We start from the raw sequence: 19,760 nt of genomic DNA, 5'->3' as shown, positions 1-19,760 counted from the left end.
CTGAGGCTGGCGAAGGGCGGGGCCCGGTTGGCAGTGGCAAAGCATACCCGCCACCCGTGTCCTTTAATGCATGACAAATGGGACGGGCGGTCAGACCCGCAAGCGCCGACAAGGTTCAACCGACGACGGTTGCTTTCCCGGACAACGTTCCCGGGCGCCGAAAGTTACAGCGAAAACCACCCCGATGCCCTACATTCAGGTTCAAGCCCCTGGAACCCCGTCGGAGACCCGAATGCCCCGTCTGTCGCTGCTGCTGTCCGCCCTGCTGCTCGCCTCGCCCGCGCTGGCCGCCACCGCCCCTGCAGAACGCCCGGAAGTCACCGCCGCCGCCGCTCGTCTGCAGGCCCAGGTAGTGCAGTGGCGCCGCGACTTCCACCAGCACCCGGAGCTGTCCAACCGCGAAGAGCGCACCTCGGCCAAGGTGGCCGAACAGCTGCGTGCGATGGGCCTGAAGCCCAGGACCGGCATCGCCCATCACGGCGTGGTGGCCATCATCAAAGGCGGCAAGCCCGGCCCGCGCATCGCCCTGCGCGCGGACATGGACGCGCTGCCGGTGACCGAACAGACCGGCCTGCCGTTTGCCTCCAAGGCCACCAGCACCTATCGCGGCGAACCGGTGGGCGTGATGCACGCCTGCGGGCATGACGCCCACACCGCCACCCTGCTCGGCGTGGCCGACGCGCTGGTGAAGATGCGCGAGAACCTGCCCGGCGAAGTGATGCTGATCTTCCAGCCTTCCGAAGAAGGCGCGCCGCCGCCGGAAGAGGGCGGTGCCGCGTTGATGCTCAAGGAAGGCCTGTTTGCCGACTTCAAGCCGGATGCCGTGTTCGGCCTGCACGTGTTCTCCAGCGTCCAGGCCGGGCAGATCGCCGTCCGCGGTGGCCCGCTGATGGCGGCCTCGGACCGCTTCGGGATCAAGGTGATCGGCCGCCAGACCCATGGCTCGGCACCGTGGAACGGGGTCGATCCGATCGTGGCCACCGCCGACCTGGTCGGCACCGCGCAGACCATCGTCAGCCGCCGCTCCAACATCTCCAAGCAGCCGGCGGTGGTGTCCTTCGGCGCGATCAAGGGCGGCATCCGCTACAACATCATTCCCGACGAAGTGGAGATGGTGGGCACCATCCGCACCTTCGACGAAGGCATGCGCCAGCAGATCTTCGCCGACCTGCGCAACGTGGCCGAGCACACCGCCGCCGCGCATGGCGCCAAGGCGGAAACGGAAATCTTCGAAGCCGAGGGCAACCCGGCCACGGTCAACGACCCGGCCCTGACCGCGCGCATGCTGCCCAGCCTGCAGGCCGTGGTCGGCGAAGCCAACGTCTACGAGCCTCCGCTGCAGATGGGCGCCGAAGACTTCTCGCTGTATGCCCAGCAGGTGCCGGGCATGTTCTTCTTCGTCGGCTCCACCAGCGAAGGGATTGACCCGGCCAAGGCCCCGGCCAACCACTCCCCGAAGTTCCTGCTCGATGAGAAAGCACTGGATGTAGGCCTGCGGGCGTTGTTGCAGGTGAGCCTGGACTTCCTCAACAGCCCGACGCCGGGCTGAGGTCGCACGACCAACGGTCGTGCGCTACTGGCGCAGGTCCCGCACGGTCCGCGCCGGCTGCTCGATGCCGGCGCTGGCCCGCCACGGGTTGATGTCCAACCCGCCGCGGCGGGTGTAGCGCGCCTCCACTTCCAGCCACTCCGGCTGGCAGCGCAGGGTGAGCTCGTTGAAGATGCGCTCCACGCACTGCTCGTGGAATTCGGCATGCTCGCGGTAGCTCACCAGGTAGCGCAGCAGGCCTTCGCGGTCGATGCGCGGGCCGCGGTAGCGCACGCTCACGCTGGCCCAGTCCGGCTGGCCGGTGACCGGGCAGTTGGACTTGAGCAGCGCCGAACTGAGCGTCTCGGTCACCACCTGGCCGGCATTGGCCGACAGGTACTCCGGCGCCGGCGGGCCGTAGCGCTCGATCGCCACATCCAGCTCATCCAATGATTCGCCTTCGGCCGCTTCCACCAGCAGCGGCACCCCGAACACCACGTTCACTACCGCCCCGGCGCAGGCCGACAGGTCACCGGCAATGCGCTGGCGGGCCTGCTCGTCATCGTCAAAGCGCGTGCTGTTGAGCGAGTTGAGGTAGAGCTTGAACGACTTGGATTCGATCAGGTTCGGCGAGGTGCATGGCACGCTGATGGTGGCCACGGCGACGCGTGGCTTGCCGCGCCGGTCCAGCCAGCTCAGCTCATAGGCCTGCCAGCGGTCATGGCCGACGAACGGCAGGTTGGCCTCGTCCACGCCGAGCTCCTCGCGCGCGGCGCGGCGCGGGATCGGGAAGAGCAGGGCGGGGTCGTACTGGGAGGGGTAAGCAACCTCGCGACCGAGGCTGGAGTCCTGGGGGGTATTCATGGCGCCATTTTAGCGTGGCCGGCGGCCCCTCCAGCGCCCCGTTCAGAAATACGTCCAGCGTCTTCACGCCTGCGCCATGCCCCATTAACAAGGCCTGTGACACCGTGCGATCCAGGTCGTTCTATTCAAGACGGGAGCGTGTGGATGAGTACCGACAAGAAGGCCGATTTCTCCGGCGTCACCTCCAGCGTGGATACCACTGCGCAGAAGGTGGAAAAGGCAGATTTCTCCGGCGTGACCGCTTCGGTGGATACCACCGCCGAAAAGGTGGGGGGTAGCACCTACACCGTAAAGAGCGGTGACTCGCTGTCGAAGATTGCCAAGAACGAGCTGGGCGATGGCAACGCCTGGAAGAAGATTTTCGAGGCCAACCGTGACGTCCTGGATGACCCCGACAAGATCTTCCCGGGCCAGACGCTCAAACTGCCGCCTAAAGACTAAGCCCGCTCCGCCTGCTGTCCATTATTGATTCCCAGGGAGGAATTCCATGAAGAAGACGTCCATCAGTACCGCCGTACTTGCTGCCCTGCTGGCCACCGTTGCGCTGGCCGGCTGCAAGAAGAAGGAAGAAACCGTCGACAACAACGCGCAGCCGGCTGCCCCGGTAGCGACGACCCCGGTCGAACCCGCCGCACCGCAGCCGATGACGGCCGCCGCGCCGGTCAACGTTTCCGGCGTAACTGTCGGCAAGACCGCCGCGGCCGACAAGACCGTCGCGGCGGCAGCACTGTTTGCTCCGAAGGACGTGATCATCATTTCGGTCCGCACCGCAGGCACGGCCACCAACGCCAACGTTGGCGCCAAGCTGACCTATCAGGACGGCCAGGTGGCGGGTGAACAGAGCCAGGTGCTGAACACGACCGGCGATGAGACCACCAACATCAGCTTCACGAATGCCAATGGCTGGCCGGCGGGCAAGTACCGCGCGGAAGTCACGGTAGATGGTAAGGCGGCTGGAACGCCGCAGGAGTTTGAGGTCAAGTAAGTCCCGCCGACTCTCTCCCGGCACGGGCTCACGATGGACGCAGCCGCGAGGCTGCGTCTTTTTTTTGTGCCACACAGCGTTCCAATACCATCGCGTATGGCCCCGCTTTGCTCCCCGGGGCTGAAACCGCGACAATGCGGGGGTTACCCGGAGAGCACTGTCCCCCATGTCGAACACGCCCAAGATTCTGTACACGCTTACCGATGAAGCCCCGTTCCTGGCCACCCAGTCGCTGCTGCCGATCGTCGAGGCCTACACTGCCACCGCCGGCATCGCAGTCGAAACCCGTGACATCTCGCTGTCCGGCCGCATCCTGGCGCTGTTCCCGGATTTCCTGAAGGACGACCAGAAGGAAGCCGACCACCTGGCCGAACTGGGCCAGCTGGCGACCACCCCGGACGCCAACATCATCAAACTGCCCAACATCAGCGCCTCGGTGCCGCAGCTCAAGGCGGCCATCAAGGAGCTCCAGGACCAGGGCTATGCCCTGCCCAACTACCCGGACGTGCCCACTGACGACGTCTCGCGCGACATCAAGGCGCGCTATGACAAGGTCAAGGGCAGCGCGGTGAACCCGGTGCTGCGCGAAGGCAACTCCGACCGCCGCGCGCCGCTGTCGGTCAAGAACTACGCCCGCAAGCACCCGCACCGCATGGGCAAGTGGTCCAACGAATCGAAGTCGCACGTCTCGCACATGGACGGCGGCGATTTCTACGGCAGCGAAAAGTCGGCCACCCTGGCCGCCGCCGGCAACCTGAAGATCGAACTGCAGCAGGCCGACGGCACCACCGTCGTGCTGAAGGAAAAGACCGCCGTTAAAGCTGGTGAGATCGTCGATGCCGCGGTGATGAGCCGCAACGCGCTGGCCGCGTTCGTGCAGGCGCAGATCGCCGATGCCAAGGCCAAGGGCGTCCTGTTCTCGCTGCACCTGAAGGCCACCATGATGAAGGTGTCCGACCCGATCATGTTCGGCGTGGTCGTCGAAGAGTTCTACAAGGACGTGCTGGCCAAGCACGCCGACGTGCTCAAGCAGGCCGGCTTCGACCCCAACAACGGCATCGGCGACCTGTACGCGCGCCTGCCGCAGCTGCCTGAAGCCACCCAGGAAGCGATCAAGGCCGATCTGGCTGCCGAATACGGCAAGCGCCCGGGCCTGGCCATGGTCAATTCCGACAAGGGGATCACCAACCTGCACGTGCCCAGCGACGTCATCGTCGATGCCTCGATGCCGGCCATGATCCGCGACTCCGGTGGCATGTGGAATGCCGATGGCAAGCTGCAGGACACCAAGGCTGTCATTCCTGACCGCTGCTACGCCGGTGTATACCAGGCCGTGATCGACGACTGCATCGCCCACGGCGCGTTCGACCCGGCCACCATGGGCTCGGTGCCGAACGTCGGCCTGATGGCGCAGAAGGCTGAAGAATACGGCTCGCACGACAAGACCTTCCAGATTCCGGCCGACGGCACCGTGCGCGTCACCGACGATGCCGGCAACGTGGTGTTCGAACACGCCGTGCAGACCGGCGACATCTGGCGCATGTGCCAGACCAAGGACGCCCCGATCCAGGACTGGGTCAAGCTGGCCGTCAACCGCGCCCGCCTGAGCAGCACCCCGGCCGTGTTCTGGCTGGATGCCTCGCGCGCGCACGATGCGCAGGTGATCGCCAAGGTCGAAACCTACCTGAAGGACCACGATACCAACGGCCTGGACATCCGCATCCTGGCCCCGGTGGAAGCGACCGCGTTCTCGCTGGACCGCATCCGCAAGGGTGAAGACACCATCTCGGTGACCGGCAACGTGCTGCGCGATTACCTCACCGACCTGTTCCCGATCATGGAACTGGGCACCAGCGCCAAGATGCTCTCCATCGTGCCGCTGATGGCCGGTGGTGGCCTGTTCGAAACCGGCGCCGGTGGTTCGGCTCCCAAGCACGTGCAGCAGTTCGTGGAAGAGGACTACCTGCGCTGGGATTCGCTGGGTGAATTCCTGGCCCTGGCCGCCTCGCTCGAGCACCTGGGCAACCGCTACGACAATGCCGGTGCGACGGTGCTGGCCAAGACCCTGGACCAGGCCAATGGCCAGTTCCTGGACAACGACAAGTCGCCCTCGCGCAAGCTCGGTGGCATCGACAACCGTGGCAGCCACTTCTACATCGCGCTGTACTGGGCCCAGGCCCTGGCCGCGCAGGACGACGATGCCGCGCTGAAGGCCCGCTTCGCCCCGCTGGCCAAGGCACTGTCGGACAATGAAGCGGCCATCGTCGGTGAGCTGATCGCCGCGCAGGGCAAGCCGGTCGACATCGGCGGTTACTACCGCCCGGACGTGGCCAAGGCCAGCAAGGCGATGCGCCCGAGCAGCACGTTCAACGACGCACTGGCAGCACTCTAAGCGTTCGATTCCACCCTGGTGGTGTTCGACAGGAAACCCGCGCTTCGGCGCGGGTTTTTTTGTGGGTTTCTCAGTGAGACACAATCTTCTGTTGCGAGGAGCGGCATAGCTCCATACAGGAACATCCTGACGATAAAGGCCGCATCACTCTGATGTTCGCGGTCTGAGGCGGCGCTTAAGGTCGTACTACGACGTAACCAACTCAGCCCGCCTTGCGCAGGCCGCTCAGATCTGGAATGGAGATCCAACAGATGGTCAAGCTTATTCATGGGATCGCATTGGCAACGCTTCTTGGTGGGTGTGGCGCCAGGGATGGGCCCGCTGAACCATCAAGCGGCCAGGGACAGCGGCTGTCCGGAACATCAACGGATGCCAACAAAGACCCAGGCGTAATGGTCGACAACAACACGCCTGCCGACCCCGAGACTCGATACGGGATCGTGAAAACACAACTAGGTGGCCGTGCCTTCAATGTAAAGGATTTCGGCTCGTCACCCGAGGGCAATGCAACTTCTGTAATCCGCAGGCTGGAGCCCCGTGCGCGTGCAGGAGATGGCAAGGCGTCCTACGAAATCTATCTGAAAATATCGCAATGCATGCTCCTGATGGGGCCGAGCGGCGGAGCGCGATCTTCCTTGGATGAGAAAAGTGAAGAGGAATGTCGAGACATTCCGCTGGAGTATCTGGCAGCGAGATCGGACTGGCTTCGATTGGGCGCCGAGCAAGGCCATCTAGGTGCACAGCTGGTCTTCGTGGCCGATCCAGAACAGGCACTCGGTGGTATCCAGGAAATCTTCAAAAATCCCGACGTAGTTGTCGAGTACAAGCGTCAAACGATGGAGTACTTGGGATCTGCTGCCGGTCGCGGGAGCATCGATGCACTGATGGGACTCGGCAACGCCTACCAGGTTGGGGTGATGACGGAGCAGGACCACACCACCAGCTATGCCTACTACCTGGCGGCAGAGCGCGCTGCTCCAGGCATCGTCTCAAGAAATCGACTGCAGTGGCTTCGGGATGGATTGAATACCGCGCAGATCAGGGAATCAAACGTCAAGGCACAGGAGTTCTATGATGAATGTTGCGCTACTCACTAACACCAATGGACCAAGAGTCATGAAGACCGTGGCGGTCATCGCCGTGCTGACCACTGCAGCGTTGGCCTGCTCGATGTTGTATGCCTTCAATAGGGGGCCGATTGTCTGCGACAACAATTGCGAAGTGCGATCGCCAATCATAGATTCCGCAACGCAGGAGTTCCTTGAGAAGAACCTCGCAATCATCGACGGCTGGATTCCGATGTGGATGTATGCAACGGGTACAAGTTACATGATCTGCAACGCGACGCATTGTGCAACCTACGTGCAGAATCTCAATGGTCATTACGTAACTGATAGGAGGATGCCTATCGATCCACCGCCGGGCGGTATCGGTAGTGGGAATGGGAACCCGGGTGGTGGTTCAGGTGGCGGTGGTGGCGGGTCGGGCGGTGGCGGCGGTGGTGGTGGTGGATCTGGCACCGTGACGGTTGGTGAACCCGACCAGGTCAGGCCCCCAAACCAAGAGAACTGACTATACGCACTGACTTCGCGTCACTTGTTCGATAGGAAACCCGCGTTTAGGCGCGGGCTTTTGTTTTTGGCCGTAAATACGTGACGCCCGTCCGGGTGGCTCTGGCACTCTCTCGCCAGCCGCAGGAGGTAAACAGGGCATGAAACCTGCTTGCCGCCAAGGCGCGCATACCGGAAGGATCCGGCCGTTTCGCCAACGCGAAGTGAGCAATCCGTCACCGAACTGCGCGAGATCCTTGGCATAGGCTATCGGCGAGCGTTCCGCAGTAGCTGTGATCTCTCACAAGCCAGGGGAAGGGCATGGCCAGGGTGCTGGTGGTCGGATCGGATGTCCAGGGAGAACGGGCGTTGCTGCAGCGCCTGCGCGTGGCCGCCTCGTTGCCGGCCGATACGGTACGCAGCTGCCGCGACCTCGACGAGTGCGACCTGCTGGTGATCAAGGACACGCCGGCACTGCGCAACGCCGCGCTGCGCATGGTGCGCGAGCGACCGCGCATCCAGGTCTGGGTGGAAGACCAGAACGGGCAGTTGCACCAGGGACAGGGCGATGATTACGGCGTACTCGACGACCACGCCATCGAAGACGCCTTGCGGCAGATGCCTGGTGCGCCGCTGCGGATCGACGAACCGTGCACGGCGCAGGGCGCCAAGGCGATCACCCGCGCGCTGCGCGAGCGCCTGCCCGCGCGGCAGGGTCACGCAGTGCTGGTGCTCAACGAAGCGCCCACCCTGCTGTTGGATTTCGCGCAGGATCAGATGGTGGTGCTGCCCGGTACCGACCCCTGCAGCCTTGCCCAGCTTCTGTCAGATCAGTTTGAAGCGCTGTCACTGCACGGGCTTTCCGAACGCCGCTACCAGGAACTGGGCGGCGCGCTGCCGCGCCAGCCGCTGCGCCCACTGCTGTGGCAATGGGGCCAGCGCCCCGCGCATTGGCTTGACCTGGATGCCCGGCTGCAACGCGGTGCGCGGGTGAAGCTGCTGCGCTGGCCCGACTTCCGCGTGCTGGGCCACCAGCACGACAGCTTCCGGCTGTGTTCGCTGCTGCTCAAGCGCGCGTGCAGCCTGGACGAGTGCGCCACCCTGCTGGAGGTGGCACCGGATGCGGTGCGCAGCTTCGTGCACCCGGCGTACCTGTGTGGCTATGCCGCGCTGGAAGATGCGCCGGCCAGCAGCGTGCCGCTGCGTGCAGAGGAGGGCGGCGGCACCCTGCTGGCCCGGATGTGGCGCAGCGTTCGCCAGCGCGGTGGGGGCTGAGCATGCGCGAACACAAGATCGTGGTGCTGGGGGGCATGGGGTGCGGGAAGTCGACCCTGGTGCGCGCCATCGCCGCAGGCGCGGTGGTGGATACCGACGTGCACAACAGCGACCGCGCCGGCGCCGACAAGGCCTCCACCACAGTGGCGATGGACTACGCCGATATCGACCTGCCCAACGGCGACCGCCTGCGGCTCTACGGCACGCCCGGGCAGCAGCGCTTCGACTTCATCTGGCCGATCCTGCTGAAGGGCGCCAGTGGTGTGGTGCTGCTGCTTGATGCCACCCGTCACACGGCGGTGGAAGAACTGCAGGGCTATCTGGGTGTGCTGCGCGAGCATGCCACGCAGGTGCCGGCCGTGATTGGCGTTTCGCGCATGGACCTCGCCCCGGACTTCGACCTCGATTCCTGCGCGACGGTCGCGGGTTGGGATGACCGCCTGCTGCCGGTGATGCCCGTAGACGCACGCGAACGCGAACAAGGACTCTTCCTGATGGACGTGCTGATGAGCGAGATGGAAACCCGCGACCTGGTGCTGGCCCATGGCTGACGGGCAGGATGTGCGTCGGCTGGAACCGGCCGTGCGCGACCGTGTTGCCCAGCACCTTCAAGCGTTCGCCGACAGTCTCAATGGGGTGCGCAGCGCGGTGCTGGCCAGCGTGGATGGCTTCGCGCTGGTACCGGCCGCCGGCAGTCACGGTAACGGCGAGCGCCTGGCGGCAATGACCAGCGCGATGCTGGCACTGGCCGCCGCCGTGGGCCGCGAGCTGTCGCTGGGCGAACTGGAAGTGCTGATGCTGGAAGCCGGCGAGGGCAAGGTGCTGATGCTGGCGCTGCCGTGCGCGCCCGCACCGCTGTTGCTGATGGCCGCCTGCGACACGCGCTGCGTGACCGGCAAGGTGCTTTGGAGTGCAAAGGAATGTGGCCGCAACATCATGGCCGAACTCAGCGGATCACGAGCCGATCCGCAGGGGAACTAGGGGCTCGATAACCAAATGGGGTGCAACATGGCAGGTGTGAGCGAAACCTTGAGCGCGCTGATGACCATCGACGGCGCGCAGGCGGTGGCACTGGTGGACTATGAAAGCGGCATGCTGCTGGGCGAAGCGGGCTCGGGCATGGACATGGAAGTGGCGGCAGCGGGCAACACCGAAGTGATCCGGGCGAAGATGAAGACCGCCGCGTCGCTGAACCTCAACGACACCATCGAGGACATCCTGATCTCGCTGGGCAAGGCGTACCACATCATGCGCCCGGTGGCCTCCAGGAAGGGCCTGTTCCTCTACCTGGTACTGGACCGCAACAAGTCCAACCTGGCACTGGCACGGCGCCGGGTGCAGGACGTGGAGGCGTCCCTGGCGCTGTAAGACCTGACTCTGCTGCCGGCCACCCCGGGTGGTCGGTGGCAGCCCGGGATGGGATCGCTTGCCGGCCATGGGCCGGCCCCACTATGGTTGGGGTGGTCTTCCCGGTTGCCCTGCATGCCTGTTGCCCCATCCCCTGATGACGAAGCGCTCGCCACGCGGTTGGCGGCACTGATCCGTGATGCCTTCGAGGATTACCACGCGCGTTTCGCCGGGGTGACGCGCCGCGCGCGGGTACGCTTCGAGACCCGCGACTGGAACGGGGCGCGGCAGGATGCGGTGGAACGCATCGGGCTGTATGACCGCTGCATTGCCGAAACGGTGGATGTGCTGCGGCGGGCAGCGCGTGAGGCCGTGGGTGAGCGCGCGCTGTGGCTGCAGATCCGCAGGGCCTACGCAGGCCTGGTGGGTGGGTTGATCGACGCAGAACTGTACAAAACCTTCTACAACACGCTGGCCCGGCGCCTGTTCGCTACTGAAGGCGTGGATGCCGCAGTGGAGTTCATGGCAATGGATGTGGAGCCATCCGACGCCATCACCCATCCGGTCGCGCGGCATACCTACGCGCTGTCGGCGACGCGGCCGGCCGAGGCCTTCATGCGGGTGCTGGGTGACTATCGCTTCGATGTGCCCTATGCGCACCAGTTGCGCTGTGCGGCGGCCATTGCCGTGCGCCTGCAGGACGACCTGCAGCATTGGGGTACCCAGCCCGTGCGCAGCATCGAGCTGCTGGATACCGTGTTCTACCGCGAGCGTCGCGCCTACCTGGTGGGGCGGGTGTTCGGCGAACACCGCTTCTCTCCCTGCGTGATCGCGCTGGTCAACGACGACAACGGCCTGCGTGCCGAAGCCGTGCTGACCCGGCGTCGCGATGTGGCGCACCTGTTCGGCGTGTCACGCAGCTACTTCCAGGCCGACCTGGCCACGGTGGGAGATGCGGTGGTGTTCCTGCGCAGCCTGCTGCCGGCCAAGCCGATCGATGAGATCTACACCGTGCTGGGCCGCGCCAAGCAGGGCAAGACCGAGCGCTACCGGACCTTCTTCCGGCACTTCCATGACCACCCCGACGAACAGCTGGTGCATGCCGATGGCACACCGGGCATGGTCATGGCCGTGTTCACGCTGCCCAGTTACCCACTGGTGTTCAAACTGATCCGCGACCGCTTCGCCTGGCCCAAGACCATGACCCGGCACCAGGTGGAGGAAAAGTACGCGCTGGTGTTCAACCTGGATCGCGTCGGGCGTCTGCTGGACGCGCAACCCTACCGCCACCTGCGCTTTCCCAAGGCCCGCTTCTCGCCGGCGCTGCGCGAAGAACTGCTGAGCCAGTGCGCGGCCAGCGTGCGTGAGGACGGCGATTCGCTGGTGATCGCGCTGTGCTACGTGCAGCGGCGCTTCCGGCCGCTCAATCTCTACCTGCGCGAACAGACCAGCGAGGCCCGCCGCGCCGCGGCGCTGGACTATGCGCAGGCCATCACCGACATGGCACGCAACAACATTTTCCCCGGTGACATGCTGCCCAAGAACTTTGGTGTATCGCGGCATGGGCGCGCGGTGTTCTATGACTACGACGAGCTGTGCCTCGTCAGCGACTGCGTGTTCCGCGCCTGGCCGACACCGCGCAATGCCGACGAAGCCATGGCCGATGAGCCGTGGTTCCACGTGGGCCCACGTGATGTGTTCCCGGAGCGCTTCGCGCCCTTCATGGGGTTGCCCGCCGACGAGCTTGCCGCCGTGCGCGAACACCACGCCCATCTGTTTGATCCCCAATGGTGGCAGGGGCTGCAGGCGCGGTTCGCGGCCGGCGATTATCCCGATACGCCGCCCTATGCAGCCCATCATCGCCTGGCCTGATTTCCCCCTGACACATCGCTGGGCTATCCTCGGGGTTCATCCACAAGGAGCAGGTGAGATGCGTTATCCCCAATTTCTGGCGTTGGCCCTCGCATTGGGCGGCACCGGGCTGGTCGCGACAACCGATACCGCTGCACAGACTGCGCGTACGGTGCGTGAGACCGCCGAAGCCAGCATGACGCTGACCGGCAAGATCGATATCGGTACCGACGGGCACGTCACCGGCTTCCAGCTGGACCATGCCGACGAGCTGTCGGCTGATCTGGTCGCATTCGTGCAGCACCAGGTGCAGGCATGGCAGTTCCAGCCGGTCGTGGACAACGGCACGGCGGTCGCCACACAGACGCCGGTGACCCTGCGCCTGCTCTCCCAGCCCGGTCCGGGCGGCGCGGGCGACACCGTGCGCGTGGCGGGTGCGAGCTTCAGCAAGTACGACCCGGAAAACACCAGCCGGGTGACCTCCAGCGAGCTCCGCTTGCCGGCCTACCCCAGGAATCTCGCGGCCATGCGCGCCAAGGGCGAAGTGCTGCTGCTGGTGAAGGTCGGCCGCGACGGTACCGTGGACGATGTGGTCGCCGAGCAGGTGAACCTGCGCGTGGTGGGCAAGGAAAACCAGATGCGGCAGGTGCGCAACGAGTTTGCCCGTGCATCGGTGTCCGCGGCGCGCAGCTGGACCTTCCGCCCGCCGACCACCGGCAGGCTCAAGGATGCCGAGTCGTGGACCGTGCGGATCCCGGTCCGCTACATGATGGGCGAACGCACGCCTTACGGCACGTGGGAAGCCTATATTCCCGGCCCGCGCGAGCGCGCGCCGTGGCGCACCTCGCAGGCCGGCGAGGACGCCGCACCGGACCTGCTGACTGCGGGCGGCATCTACATGGCCGACCTGGATGACGGTCCGCGCCTGCTCACCCCGTTGGGCATCTGATCACAAGGAGTCGTGCAATGCGTAGTTCCCTTTACCTGGCACTGGCCCTGGCACTTGGCGGCAGCATCGTCGCCGCCGCACCGGACGCCGCCGCACAGACACGCAGCGAAATGCGCAGGACCGCCGAAGGCAGCATGGTGCTGACCGGGCAGGTCAACATTGGTACCGAAGGGCAGGTGGAAGGCTTCGTGCTGGACCAGCGCGAAAAGGTGCCGGCAGAACTGGCCAGCTTCGTTGACCGCTCCGTGCAGACCTGGCGCTTCGAGCCGATCGTGCGCGATGGCAAGCCCGTGCGTGCGCGCACCCAAGTGTCCATCCGCCTGGTCGCCAACATTGGGCCCGACGGCAAGGACATGGTCACGCTCGACGCCGCGACCTTCGGCGGGTACGACGCCACAAGCACCGACCAGGTCACCTCGATCAAGATGGCGCCGCCGCGGTTTCCCTCGGTCGCACTGAACATGGGCGGAAGTGGCGATGTGATGTTGATCGTGAAAGTCGGCCGTGACGGCAAGGTCATGGATGTGATCGCCGAACAGGTCAACCTGCGCGTGCTCGGTGATGCGCGTCGCATGGAGCGCCTGCGCGAGGCGTTCGCGAAGCAGAGCGTGGACGCCGCACATCGCTGGAGCTTCCGCGCCCCCAGCACGGGTGACGAGAAGGACAAGCCGTTCTGGTCCGTGCGCGTGCCGGTCAGCTTCGACTTCGGCGAAGTCACGCGCGGCTACGGCCAGTGGAACGTCTACATTCCGGGCCCGCGCGCGCATGCGCCCTGGCGGGAGGCCGGACCCGGCGAACAGGATGTGGCTGGCCTGCTGGCGGTCGGCGGCGTGTACATGACCGACGTCAGCACTGGCCCGCGCCTGCTGACCCCGCTGGGCGGGTAAGCAGGTGAAACACCGGATCGGCGCCGCGCGCCGATCCGGTTTCAGCATCAGCTTCCGGCCGGGCCGTCCGGCGCTGGATACACCACGGTCCGGTTGCGACCCTGTTCCTTGGCCATGTACAGCGCCTTGTCGGCCAGACGCAGCGCCTGCTGCGGGTCCTCGTGGTAGGACGGGTAGTGGGCCACGCCCAGCGATACCGTTACCGTGCCGACCTGTTCGAACACTTCTGCTTCCACCTGCAGGCGCAGGCGCTCGGCGATGCCTGCGCTGGCGGTGACGTCGATGCCGGGCAGCAGGATCAGGAACTCCTCGCCGCCATTGCGGCACAGCAGGTCGGTGTCGCGCGAATCGTCGCGCATCAGCTGGGCGATGCGCAGGATCACCGCATCGCCCACCGCATGGCCGAAGCGGTCGTTGATGGTCTTGAAGCGGTCGATATCCAGCGCGATGATCCCGAACGGCTGCCCGCGTGCCTGCCAGTCTTCCAGCCCCTCCTGCAGGCCGCGGCGGTTCTGCAGGCCGGTGAGCGGGTCGGTCATGCTGGCGCGGTTGAGTTTGCCGATACGGTCCTGCAGCAGGTTGAAGCTGTACAGCAGCGCCTGCTTGAGGTGCGCGGCCTCGTAGTACCACGCCTTGATGCCGGTCACGTGGCGGATGGCGATGCCGGTGTCGCGGTTCTGCACGTTGCGCGCCATCTGCCACAGCGGCAGCGAAATGCGCCGGGCGAACCACCAGGTAACCAGCAGCGACAGCACGCCCAGCGGAATGGCATTCCAGATCACCGCTTTCATCAAGCGCGACAGCGGCGCCAGTGTGGCCTCCGTCGGGCGCTGTGCCACCACGCCCCAGCCCACGCTGGGCACCGGCGCGTAGCCGGCCAGCATCAGCACGCCGTGGCTGTTGCGCACTTCCTGCGCGCCCGAGTGGCCCTGGCTCACCGCCTTCACCGCCGGGTTCTCCAAGGCGAACTGGCCAACCCGGGTGGGTTCGATGTGGTACAGGATGCGGCCATTGCGGTCGACCACGTACAGATACGAGCCGTCGCGGTAGTAGTGCTTGCCCAGCAGGCTCTGCAGGATGCTGCGCTGGCGCAGGTAGATGGTGCCGCTCACATAGCCTTTGTACTGGCCCTGCGGGTCGAAGATCGGGTGCGAGATGGCGACCAGCAGGCGGCCGGTGGCCGACTGGTAGGGATCGCTGATGTACGGCTCGCGGCGCTTGAGCGCCTCGCTGTTGCCTTGGCTGTTGAGCACCACGCCCTGCAGGGCCAGGCTCAGCGGCGAGGTGGCCAGCACCGTGCCGGCCGGGTCCACGATCAGTACCGAGTTGAAGCTGTTGGTCTGCAGCTGCAGGCGCGCCGCTTCGGCTTCCAGCTCGGCGCGGGTGTGCGCCCGCTGGCCCAGGCCGGTGGCGGCATAGGCCAGCTGCTGCTGGGCCGACAGCACGAAGTTCTGGGTGCTCTCGGCCAGCTTGCTGGCGTACACCCGGTTGGATTCGAGCGTGGTGCCGATCAGCTGTTCGCGCTGCACGCGGTAGCTGGCGTGCAGGGTGTTGGCCAGGGCGACGAGCGCGCTGAGCAGGGCAAGCGCCAGGATCAGCTTGCCCAGGTTGAGGCGGGACGACAGCAGGGGCATGGCAGAGTGACCGGCAGGATGCTGCGCCAACCGGTCCTACCGATGAGGCTGCAACGGGGCGGATGAGGGGGTCCCGGCGCGGATTATCACGGATTCGCCGCCCAAAGGGGGAGTTCCGGACTCAGCGTTCCATCCGCTTGCGCAGCACGCTGCGCACATTGGCCGCCATGCCCTCATCCAGCGGACCCAGCACGCCGCGCTTGCTGTCGGGGATATGTGCGTTGGCTTCGCCTTCGGCGCCGAACACGTAGTGGTCGAACAGTGCCCGCCAGTGCCTGCGCTGGGCCGGCGGCAGCCCGCGCAGCGCGAGCAGCGACAGCATCAGGGCGTTCATCGGCGGGTCCATCCAGGCCGGCACCGGGCGCCACCAGTAGTTCACCAGCACGTTGAAATCATCCAGCCCTTCCATGTGGTGCCACCACAGGGAAGGAATGAACACGGCATCACCGGGGCCCAGCTCGGCCACCTGCGCGCTGGCCATGGCCCGGGCAAAGCGCGGGAAGCGGTCCAGGTCCGGTTCGGCGAAGTCCACCAGGCTCACTGCCTGGCCGGCCGGGGTGAAATCCAGCGGACCGACATACAGGTTGCCGATCTGATCGGGCGGAAACAGGGTGACCCGGCGGCGGCCGGCGGCGACGCAGGCCAGGTTGTCGGGCACGTCGTGGTGGGCGGCGATGCGCGAGCGGTTGCCGATCCAGATGCTGGCCAGCGGTCCGTCCACGCCCAGCGCCAGCGGATTGTCCTGGCGGAAGCCGGGCAGGAAGCTGTCCAGCGTGGTCGAGGCCACGTAGATGGTGGGCGGTTCGGGCGTGCTGCGGTACTTGAGCAGCGTATCGAGCACCACTTTCAGCGCGATCTGCTCGCGGCGGAAGTTGAAGCCGCTCATGTCCGCGTTGTAGAAGATCCGCCCCTTTGCTGCGGGCGGCGCGGTCGTGGCGGTGACCGGCAGGGTGCCGTGGTCGTACTGCTTGAGGTGGGCGACCGCCGCATCGGCCGAGTCGCGCGCGGCGCCGACCATCGGCCAGTCCGCCACCAGCCCGCGGATCACCTTGGGCGTGGTCCAGCCCGGGAGAACCCCGGCCAGCCGGTGGCGGTCGAGGTCGCGCACTTCGTCGATCGGACCGGGCGTGGCAGGCATGGCAGGGTCGCTTGCAGGCGGTGGCGGTGTGGCGAGTGTAGACCCGCCACACCGCTGCTGCTCAGAACTTGTAGCGGACGCCGAACATGTAGCGCGGGCCGGTCTGGGTGGCGTAGCGCAGCATGTTGGTATGGCGTGCGTAGGTGCGCATGGTCTCGTCGGTGAGGTTGATCGCCTCCAGGCTCAGCGACAGCTGCTCGCTGACCGCGTAGCTGATGTTGAGGTCGAGCTGGCCGTAATCATCGGTGTAGTTCGGGTTGGGACCTTGGCCGCCGATGCCGTTGAGGAACTTGTCGCGCCAGTTGTAGGCCGCACGGATCTGCCAGTTGTGCTTGTCGTAGAACGCCACCAGGTTGGCCGAATCGCTGAGGCCCACCATCGGGTACTGGTCGCCCAGGCTCTGGTTGTCGAAGGTCAGCCCCGACTTCACCTTGGTGTAGTTCGCCGCCAGGCCGAAGCCGGATTGGCCGAACAGGTGCTGCACCGCCACTTCCCAGCCATCGAGATGGTCCGAACGCTGGTTGGCCGGCAGGGTGATGTCGAAGCCGGCGACCGGGTCGCCGGGCTGCCCGACGATGGTGCCGGTGAGCTGGCCGGCCGAGTTGGTGCCGGTGGCGGTCACGCCCGGCTGGCCGTTGAAGTTGGTGAAGATGTAATCGCGGATGCAGGGCATGTCGCTCACCCCGCAGCCGGCTGCCAGCGCTGCGTTCCAGTAGGCGCCACCCACGGGGGTGTGCAGGTTGCCGGTGTTCTCGCGGACGATGGTGTTGCTGATGAAGTTCTTGATGTTCTTGCGGAAGAAGCCGACCGAGGCGTAGCTGGATTCGCCGTAGTACCACTCCAGCGACAGGTCGAAGTTGTCTGACAGCAGCGGCTCCAGCGCCGGGTTGCCGCGCGACCCGCTGCCACCCTGGGTGCGCACGATGTCGGCCAGCGACTGCCCGCTCTGGATCTGGTCCCAGCCCGCGCGGCCCAGGCTGCGGCTGTAGCTGCCGCGCAGCGCCAGCGTATCGCTGATGTCCAGCTTCAGGTCCAGGTTGGGCAGCACATAGTCGTACTTGCCGCTGTCGCTGATGAAGCCGCTTTCGCTGGCGTATTCGATGTTGAGCTCGTTGGCCGAACTCCAGCTGATCCCGTTGGGCACGCGCACCATCGCGGTGGAATCCACGTCGGTCTGCTCATAGCGCACGCCGACGGCCACGTTCAGCGGCATCGACCAGTCGAACGTGGTGCGGTACTGCAGGAACGCGCTCTTGGACGTTTCGTTGGTGCGGATGTCCTGCGAATACTCGGTGGGAGCCACGTAGCAGGTCGGGCAGGCCGGGTCGGACGCGGTGCCGACCTGCGCGGCGCGGTTGATCAGCCTGTCGAAATCGAACACCAGGAACTGGCCGGTCAGGCGCGGATCGTTGTGCCCCGAGAACGCATCGAAGTACCTGGCCATGTCGTCGGCGTACCAGATGCTGTCATCGTAGTCGGCCGGGGTGCCCAGGCCGCCCCACGTATTGCGCTGCATGATCGCCGAGGCCGAGCGGTTCTTGACGTCGGTGTAGCCCACGCCGAAGTCCAACGCGGAGTAGTCGGCGAACTGGAAGGTACCGCGGCCCTGGTACTGTTCCACCTCGGACTTGTTGTAGCTGTTCTGGAACACAGAGCCGGTGACCAGGGCATCGGCCGCCTGCACACCGCCTGGCGGCAGTGCGATGTTGATGATCGGCAGGTCGCCGCTGTAGTCGACCGTGGTCTTGCCGCGCACGAACGCGGCAACCCCGAGCACGCCAGCCGAACCATACGGGCTGTCGGGCTGCGATTCGCCGGTGGAGTGGTGGGCGTCGAAGTTCAGGGTCAACGCATCGTTGACTTCCCACTCCACGTTGAAGCCCAGCGAGTCCAGCGTGTTCTTCGTGGCCAGCTGCGCACCCCCCATCGACACGTCCGAATTGACCATGTCTTCGCTGTAGATGATCGGCGCGGCGACCGGGCCGTTGGTCCAGATGCTGTCGCCGGGGCCGTAGTTGAACCACACCGACAGCTCACTGCGCTGCTGCTGCACCTTGTTTTCCACATAGGTGTAATCCAGCGTGGTGGTCACGTTGTCGACCGGCTTCCACTGCAGGCTGGCCTGGCCGTTGGTGCGCTGGCGCTGCACGCCGTTGACGTTGTAGGCGGTGTTCTGCGGGCGGCCGTACACGTCATCGGGGCCGGGACGGTTCTGGATGCGGTCCGCGTAGCCCTGGCCCGGCTGCGGCAGCACGCGCCAGTCAGTGGTGTTGTCGCCTTCGAACGTGGCCCAACCTTCGGCCACCGTGGCCTGGTTGAAGCCGGAATCGCGCTCCTGGTAGCTGCCGCTCAGCATCACGCCGACGCGACCATCGGCATAGGTGTCACTGAAGATGCCGGAGATCTCACCGGTGTACTTCGAACCCTGCAGCGTGCTGGGCAGGTTGTCGTTGGAGGTGTCGTTGACGGCCTTCAGGCCGACGCTCACCACCGGCGCCGATTCGAGCGGGCGCAGGGTCTTGACGTTGATCGTGGCACCGATGCCACCGGTCGGGTTGTCGGCACGGGTGGTCTTGAACACTTCCACCGCCGAGATCGACTCGGAGGCGATGTTGGCGAAATCGAACGAGCGCGAGCCGGACAGGCCGGCGCCGCCGTTGCCCAGATTGGAGGCCGGCATCTGGCGGCCGTTGAGCAGCACCAGGTTGAAGTCCGGGCCGATGCCGCGAACGGTCACCTTGGAGCCTTCGCCGCTGGAGGTGCGGTCGATCGACACGCCGCTGATGCGCTGCAGCGATTCGGCCAGGTTGGTATCGGGGAACTTGCCGATGTCCTCGGCCACGATGCCGTCCACCACACCCTGGCTGTCGCGCTTGAGGTTCATGGACGAAGTGAGGCTGCCACGGATACCGGTGACCTGCACCGTATCAAGCGTGGCCGGATCCAGCCCTTCCGACGACGACGCAGCGCCGTCGCGGGTGGTGTCCTGGGCCCACGCCGGCCCGGCCAACACGGCGAGCAGCGCGGAAGTGAGCATTGCCTTGCGGGGTACGGCCTTGTACGTCTTCATTGCAGCTCCCTCCCCAGGGAAATCGGTAATGGCAGTCCTACGGCGTCTGACACGATTCAACAACGATGTGGGCGGATTGGGCCGATGCCTGACAGCGTTGTCAACAAACTGCCATGAAGCGCATCGTTCGCGGTGTCGCGCGTGGGTGTCCCTGCGTGTCCCGGGGCGGGTCGCTGTATACGCGCCAAACCCTGCAATGCGGGCCTTTCAGCCCTGTTTTACCGGGACGTCAAGCGCCCGATTCAGTCGGGTCTGCTCGTTGTGCAGTGCAGAACGAAACTGCGCGAAAC

General features: G+C 65.6%; 17 protein-coding genes. 13 read left to right on the top strand and 4 right to left on the bottom strand.

The genetic code is table 11. The features are described 5' to 3' along the window. The first annotated feature begins 232 nt into the window (after nt 1-232). On the top strand, nt 233-1,549 hold the full coding sequence (locus BAY15_RS17510; RefSeq protein ID WP_068854262.1) for a M20 family metallopeptidase: 1,317 nt from the start codon (nt 233-235) through the stop codon (nt 1,547-1,549). A gap of 24 nt (nt 1,550-1,573) precedes the next feature. Here the strand turns inward: BAY15_RS17510 and queF are convergent, their stop codons facing one another. Then, entirely contained in the window at nt 1,574-2,392 is an 819-nt protein-coding gene (gene queF / locus BAY15_RS17505; RefSeq protein WP_068854261.1) for an NADPH-dependent 7-cyano-7-deazaguanine reductase QueF, read from the bottom strand. Between the two features lie 144 nt (nt 2,393-2,536). Between queF and BAY15_RS17500 the strand changes: the two genes are divergently transcribed. From BAY15_RS17500 to BAY15_RS17450, 12 genes are all read left to right on the top strand, one after another. After that, nucleotides 2,537-2,833, top strand: coding sequence for a LysM peptidoglycan-binding domain-containing protein (locus tag BAY15_RS17500; protein WP_068854260.1), 297 nt, complete (start codon nt 2,537-2,539; stop codon nt 2,831-2,833). 46 nt (nt 2,834-2,879) lie between these two features. Further along, a complete protein-coding gene (locus BAY15_RS17495; protein ID WP_068854259.1) occupies nt 2,880-3,377 on the top strand; it encodes a hypothetical protein in 498 nt (165 codons plus the stop codon). A gap of 166 nt (nt 3,378-3,543) precedes the next feature. Continuing rightward, entirely contained in the window at nt 3,544-5,769 is a 2,226-nt protein-coding gene (locus BAY15_RS17490; RefSeq protein ID WP_068854258.1) for an NADP-dependent isocitrate dehydrogenase, read from the top strand. 251 nt (nt 5,770-6,020) lie between these two features. After that, nucleotides 6,021-6,866: a sel1 repeat family protein gene (locus BAY15_RS19305; RefSeq protein WP_157771779.1), complete on the top strand. Its 846-nt coding sequence runs from the start codon at nt 6,021-6,023 to the stop codon at nt 6,864-6,866. A 19-nt stretch (nt 6,867-6,885) separates the two neighbouring features. Beyond that, nucleotides 6,886-7,341, top strand: a complete 456-nt coding sequence (locus tag BAY15_RS19410) for a hypothetical protein (protein WP_083214226.1) — start codon at nt 6,886-6,888, stop codon at nt 7,339-7,341. A 299-nt stretch (nt 7,342-7,640) separates the two neighbouring features. Beyond that, nucleotides 7,641-8,594: a hypothetical protein gene (locus BAY15_RS17480; protein WP_068854256.1), complete on the top strand. Its 954-nt coding sequence runs from the start codon at nt 7,641-7,643 to the stop codon at nt 8,592-8,594. A gap of 2 nt (nt 8,595-8,596) precedes the next feature. Then, the gene (locus BAY15_RS17475; RefSeq protein ID WP_068854255.1) at nt 8,597-9,145 is read left to right on the top strand and encodes a GTP-binding protein; all 549 of its coding nucleotides are present in this window, start codon (nt 8,597-8,599) and stop codon (nt 9,143-9,145) included. Further along, a complete protein-coding gene (locus BAY15_RS17470; RefSeq protein WP_068854254.1) occupies nt 9,138-9,575 on the top strand; it encodes a roadblock/LC7 domain-containing protein in 438 nt (145 codons plus the stop codon). Before BAY15_RS17475 ends, BAY15_RS17470 begins: the two co-directional genes overlap by 8 nt. 27 nt (nt 9,576-9,602) lie before the next feature. Further along, the gene (locus BAY15_RS17465; protein ID WP_068854836.1) at nt 9,603-9,962 is read left to right on the top strand and encodes a hypothetical protein; all 360 of its coding nucleotides are present in this window, start codon (nt 9,603-9,605) and stop codon (nt 9,960-9,962) included. A 114-nt stretch (nt 9,963-10,076) separates the two neighbouring features. Beyond that, complete coding sequence (aceK, locus tag BAY15_RS17460; RefSeq protein ID WP_068854253.1) at nt 10,077-11,813, top strand: bifunctional isocitrate dehydrogenase kinase/phosphatase; 1,737 nt, start codon at nt 10,077-10,079, stop codon at nt 11,811-11,813. Between the two features lie 58 nt (nt 11,814-11,871). After that, on the top strand, nt 11,872-12,741 hold the full coding sequence (locus BAY15_RS17455; RefSeq protein ID WP_068854252.1) for a hypothetical protein: 870 nt from the start codon (nt 11,872-11,874) through the stop codon (nt 12,739-12,741). Nucleotides 12,742-12,758: 17 nt separating this feature from the next. Then, nucleotides 12,759-13,628, top strand: a complete 870-nt coding sequence (locus tag BAY15_RS17450; RefSeq protein WP_068854251.1) for a hypothetical protein — start codon at nt 12,759-12,761, stop codon at nt 13,626-13,628. Nucleotides 13,629-13,675: 47 nt separating this feature from the next. Here BAY15_RS17450 and BAY15_RS17445 read toward each other — a convergent pair whose 3' ends face one another. The 3 genes from BAY15_RS17445 to BAY15_RS17435 all read right to left on the bottom strand — a co-directional run bounded on the left by BAY15_RS17445 (nt 13,676) and on the right by BAY15_RS17435 (nt 19,470). Then, the gene (locus BAY15_RS17445; RefSeq protein ID WP_068854250.1) at nt 13,676-15,262 is read right to left on the bottom strand and encodes a GGDEF domain-containing protein; all 1,587 of its coding nucleotides are present in this window, start codon (nt 15,260-15,262) and stop codon (nt 13,676-13,678) included. 121 nt (nt 15,263-15,383) lie between these two features. Then, nucleotides 15,384-16,400, bottom strand: coding sequence for a cupin-like domain-containing protein (locus tag BAY15_RS17440; RefSeq protein ID WP_068854249.1), 1,017 nt, complete (start codon nt 16,398-16,400; stop codon nt 15,384-15,386). A gap of 61 nt (nt 16,401-16,461) precedes the next feature. Then, on the bottom strand, nt 16,462-19,470 hold the full coding sequence (locus BAY15_RS17435; RefSeq protein ID WP_068854248.1) for a TonB-dependent receptor: 3,009 nt from the start codon (nt 19,468-19,470) through the stop codon (nt 16,462-16,464). Nucleotides 19,471-19,760: the final 290 nt, after the last annotated feature.

This window comes from Stenotrophomonas rhizophila (assembly GCF_001704155.1).
Classification (GTDB): Bacteria; Pseudomonadota; Gammaproteobacteria; order Xanthomonadales; family Xanthomonadaceae; genus Stenotrophomonas; species Stenotrophomonas rhizophila_A.
The sequence above is the reverse complement of the archived record's forward strand: the minus strand, read 5'-3'. Positions and strand labels throughout refer to the sequence as shown.